Genomic DNA, 5,267 nt, shown 5'->3' with positions numbered 1-5,267 from the left:
TGTCTCCAGTGGCGCACGGGTGCGTAACACGTGAGTTACATGCCCTGCAGTGGGGAATAGCCCGCCGAAAGGCGGATTAATACCCCATGGTACCGCAAGGTTAAAGGTGGCGAAAGCTGCCGCTGCAGGATTGGCTCGCGGCCTATCAGCTTGTTGGTGAGGTAACGGCTCACCAAGGCTACGACGGGTACCTGGTCTGAGAGGATGATCAGGCACACTGGAACTGAGACACGGTCCAGACACCTACGGGTGGCAGCAGTCGAGAATAATTCACAATGGGCGAAAGCCTGATGGTGCAACGCCGCGTGGAGGATGACGGTCTTCGGATTGTAAACTCCTGTCATCGGGGAGTAAGACCTGGCGGTAAATAGCCGACAGGGTTGATAGTACCCGAAGAGGAAGGGACGGCTAACTTCGTGCCAGCAGCCGCGGTAATACGAAGGTCCCGAGCGTTGTTCGGAATCACTGGGCGTAAAGGGAGCGTAGGCGGCGTGGTAAGTCAGATGTGAAATCCCGGGGCTCAACCCCGGAACTGCATCCGATACTGCCATGCTTGAGTAATGGAGGGGTAGCTGGAATTCTCGGTGTAGCAGTGAAATGCGTGGATATCGAGAGGAACACTCGTGGCGAAGGCGAGCTACTGGACATTTACTGACGCTGAGGCTCGAAGGCCAGGGGAGCAAAAGGGATTAGATACCCCTGTAGTCCTGGCAGTAAACGGTGTGCGCTTGGTGTGAGGGGATTCGACCCCCCTTGTGCCGGAGCTAACGCGTTAAGCGCACCGCCTGGGAAGTACGGTCGCAAGACTAAAACTCAAAGAAATTGACGGGGACCCGCACAAGCGGTGGAGTATGTGGCTTAATTCGATGCAACGCGAAGAACCTTACCAAGGCTTGACATGCATCTCTAAGCGCGTGAAAGCGCGTGACCCTTCGGGGAATTTGCACAGGTGCTGCATGGCCGTCGTCAGCTCGTGTCGTGAGATGTTGGGTTAAGTCCCGCAACGAGCGCAACCCCTGTGACCAGTTGCCAGCGCGTGATGGCGGGAACTTTGGTCAGACTGCCCAGATCAACTGGGAGGAAGGTGGGGACGACGTCAGGTCAGTATGGCCCTTACGCCTTGGGCTGCACACGTACTACAATGCCCAGCACAATGAGAACCGAGACCGCGAGGTGGAGGAAATCTATAAAACTGGGCCCAGTTCGGATTGGAGGCTGCAACTCGCCTCCATGAAGCCGGAATCGCTAGTAATGCGGCATCAGCTACGGCCGCGTGAATACGTTCCCGGGTCTTGTACACACCGCCCGTCACATCATGGAAGCCGGTAGCACCCGAAGTATCGTACGATCCTAAGGTGAAGCTGGTAACTGGGATGAAGTCGTAACAAGGTAGCCGTAGGGGAACCTGCGGCTGGATCACCTCCTTTCTATGGAGTAGTTGCAAACCCTCACGGGTCACTGCGACAGGTCGATGGCCGATGTCCGGGCAACCGGGAAGGTCAGCGGAATGACGGAAGTCGCCGCACCAAGGTATTATTCGCGCGTCATTTGGAATGCCCGCAGCACACGATTTAGCTTTCGTCCTCTTCTTCTTTTGTCCTCCTCGCGAGGGGGTATAGCTCAGTTGGTAGAGCCCCTGCTTTGCAAGCAGGATGTCATCGGTTCGAATCCGGTTACCTCCACCAACTTCCGACCGGGCTTCGGTCCGATTCTAAAAGGGCCTGTAGCTCAGTTGGTTAGAGCACCGCCTTGATAAGGCGGGGGTCATAGGTTCGAGTCCTATCAGGCCCACCATTCCCGCGGATTGGAGAAAGAACATGATAAAGCACTTGTGAAGGGCTGGCCGCTCTTTGACATCCACATGGAGAAAAAGTTTTTTTAAGACTGCAAAAATCAATTGTTCACATGAGCCATTATTTGCGCGGTCCTTGGTATATGTGATTTGCCGGGGTGACTCATCCCGGCCGCGGACCAAACCACAGCCGCTTTACGGCATGGCTGCAGGTGGGACGCACGGACAGCTGATTTCGAATGTGAAATCAAGCTTAGAAGGGCACAGAGTGGATGCCTTGGTGCTAACAGGCGATGAAGGACGTGATAAGCTGCGATAAGCTTCGGGGAGGTGCAAACAACCTTTGATCCGGAGATTTCCGAATGGGGTAACCTGGTGGTGTTAATACGCCATCGTTCTTTTCTGAAGCCGGCAACGGAAGTTAGGAAAAGAGACGCGATACCCGGTGAAGTGAAACATCTCAGTAACCGGAGGAAAAGAAAGAGAATCGATTCCGTAAGTAGTGGCGAGCGAAAGCGGATCAGCCCAAACCGGGAGCTTGCTCCCGGGGTTGTAGGACCCCGTCGTGGGACCTCTGACGATAGGTGAAGGACCTGGAAAGTTCCGACATAGAGGGTGAAATCCCCGTAACCGAAATCCGAAGAGGCCCTAGGGTGTTCCTGAGTAGCACAGCACACGTGGAACGTTGTGTGAATCTGCGCCGACCACGGCGTAAGGCTAAATACTAGTTAGCGACCGATAGTGAACCAGTACCGTGAGGGAAAGGTGAAAAGAACCGCTGCGAGCGGAGTGAAATAGAACCTGAAACCCTGTGCCTACAAGGTGTCAGAGCGGCTTCGGCTGTGATGGCGTGCCTTTTGCTTAATGAGTCTGCGAGTCAGTATGTGTGGCAAGCCTAAGTCCTTCCGGGACGGAGGCGCAGCGAAAGCGAGTCCGAACAGGGCGTCCATAGTTGCACGTGCTGGACCCGAAGCGGAGGTGATCTACCCTTGACCAGGTTGAAGCGTCAGTAAAATGGCGTGAAGGACCGAACCGGTGAATGTTGAAAAATTCTCGGATGAGTTGAGGGTAGGAGTGAAAGGCTATTCAAACCCCGTGATAGCTGGTTCTCCTCGAAATGCATTGAGGTGCAGCGTCGCGTGCTGATTACCGGGGGTAGAGCACTGAAAGGGCTAGGGGGCATACCCGTCTACCAAACCCTATCAAACTCCGAATACCGGTGAGTGGAGCGCGGCAGTGAGACGGTGGGGGATAAGCTTCATCGTCAAAAGGGAAACAACCCTGATCAGCAGCTAAGGTGCCTAAACCATGCTAAGTGGAAAGGATGTGGGATTTCACAGACAGTGAGGATGTTGGCTTAGAAGCAGCCACCATTTAAAAAGTGCGTAATAGCTTACTCATCGAGAGATCCTGCGCCGAAAATGATTGGCGATAAGCATGGTACCGAAGCTCTGGGTGTCACACGTATCGTGTGGCGCGGTAGAGGAGCATTCTCAACACGTTGAAGGGTGATGGCGACTGACCCTGGAGAGTTGAGAAGAGAGGATGCAGACATGAGTAACGATAAGACCGGTGAAATCCCGGTCCGCCGTAAACCCCAGGTTTCCCGGGCTACGTTTTTCGTCCCGGGGTTAGTCGGGACCTAAGCCGAGGCCGATAGGCGTAGGCGATGGACAGCTGGTTAATATTCCAGCACTTCCGAAACTTAAGCAGGGAGGACGCATTGATTAAAGCCACTAGGTGATTGAATTCCGAGGTGAGGCTACGGCTGATCCGCATGGCTGGCGTCAGTGCCAAGAAAAGCCCCTGTGCATGCTAAGGAACCCGTACCGTAAACCGACACAGGTGGGTGGGTAGAGTATACCAAGGCGCAAGAGTGAACCCTAGTTAAGGAACTCGGCAAATTAGCCCCGTAACTTCGGAAGAAGGGGTGCCTGCCTCTGGCAGGCCGCAGTGAAATGGCCCAACCGACTGTTTAGCAAAAACACAGCACTCTGCCAAGACGCAAGTCCAAGTATAGGGTGTGACACGTGACCAATGCGGAAAGATTAAGGTAAGGGGTTAGCCGCAAGGCGAAGCTCTGAGCCCAAGTCCCCGTGAATGTCGGCCGTAACTATAACGGTCCTAAGGTAGCGAAATTCCTTGTCGGGTAAGTTCCGACCTGCACGAATCGTGTAACGAGTTGGGCACTGTCTCAACTAGGTGCTCAGTGAAATTGTAATGGCGGTGAAGATGCCGCCTACCCGCAGAAGGACGGAAAGACCCTATAGACCTTAACTGTAAGCTGTCATTGGTTTTTCGATTCTCATGCTCAGTATAAGTGGGAGACGTTGATACGGTCCTTTAGGGGATCGAGGAGTCATCAGTGAGATACCACCCTTGGGTGTTGGAAGATCTAACCCCGACCCGTGAAACCGGGCGGGAAACAGTGTCAGCCGGTCAGTTTTACTGGGGCGGTATCCTCCCAAAGAGTAACGGAGGAGCGCGAAGGTGGGCTCAGCACGGTCTGCAACCGTGTGTCGAGTGCATAGGCATAAGCCCGCCTAACTGTGAGACCTACAAGTCGAGCAGATACGAAAGTAGGCCTAAGTGATCCGGCGGTAGAATGTGGAATTGCCGTCGCTCAACGGATAAAAGGTACCTTAGGGATAACAGGCTGATTTCGCCCAAGAGTTCATATCGACGGCGAAGTTTGGCACCTCGATGTCGGCTCGTCGCATCCTGGGGCTGGAGAAGGTCCCAAGGGTCCGGCTGTTCGCCGGTTAAAGCGGCACGCGAGCTGGGTTCAGAACGTCGCGAGACAGTTCGGTCCTCTATCCTCTGTGGGCGCAGGAAAACTGAGGGGTTCAATTCCTAGTACGAGAGGACCGGAATTGACGAACCTCTGGTGCACCGGTTGTCGTGTCAACGGCATGGCCGGGTAGCTAAGTTCGGACTGGATAAGCGCTGAAAGCATCTAAGCGCCAAGCCATTCCCAAGATGAGTTTTCCCTGAAGGATCGTGGAAGACCACCACGTTGATAGGCCGGAAGTCGAAGTGTGGTAACACATGCAGCTTACCGGTACTAATCATCCGTCCGGCTTGATTTCGTTCGAAGTCGCTTGTTCCAAGTGACCGCGATCGGTTCGGTGGACGAATTGAGGTTTTGAAAAAATGGATTCTCCGTGTGGATGTCAGGGAGCGGCCGAGTGGCCCTGATGACAGAAACGAAGCGACAGCTGACACGCCACGGCGGATCAGGTGGCCAGAGTCCCGGTCCTGGGAATACAGGATCGCCCTCTGGTGACCAGAGCGCGGTGGAACCACCCGGTCCCATTCCGAACCCGGAAGTGAAACGCTGCAGCGCCGATGGTAGTGGGACGACAGGTCCTGTGAGAGTAGGTCGTCGCCAGGTATTTGCCCGGCACTTTCAGAGATGAAGGTGCCGGGCTCTTTTTTTGTCCTCGTGGCGGCAGCGTGGAAGGGGAGGCGCGGG

Annotated in this window: 2 tRNA genes and 3 rRNA genes; all 5 read left to right on the top strand. The window is 54.7% G+C overall.

The features are described from left to right. Window positions 1-1,427 (top strand): 16S ribosomal RNA (locus IG178_RS24125); the annotation flags it as partial. A 182-nt stretch (window positions 1,428-1,609) separates the two neighbouring features. Beyond that, a tRNA-Ala gene (locus IG178_RS24120) sits at window positions 1,610-1,685 on the top strand. Window positions 1,686-1,717: 32 nt separating this feature from the next. Further along, window positions 1,718-1,794: transfer RNA gene (locus IG178_RS24115), tRNA-Ile, on the top strand. 243 nt (window positions 1,795-2,037) lie between these two features. Beyond that, window positions 2,038-4,881, top strand: a 23S ribosomal RNA gene (locus IG178_RS24110). 189 nt (window positions 4,882-5,070) lie between these two features. Further along, window positions 5,071-5,186: ribosomal RNA gene (gene rrf / locus IG178_RS24105) — 5S ribosomal RNA — on the top strand. Window positions 5,187-5,267 lie beyond the last annotated feature (81 nt).

This window comes from Neoluteolibacter marinus (genome assembly GCF_014904755.1).
GTDB lineage: Bacteria > Verrucomicrobiota > Verrucomicrobiia > Verrucomicrobiales > Akkermansiaceae > Haloferula > Haloferula marina.
Note: the sequence above shows the minus strand (reverse complement) of the source record. Positions and strands in the feature narration are given on the sequence as shown.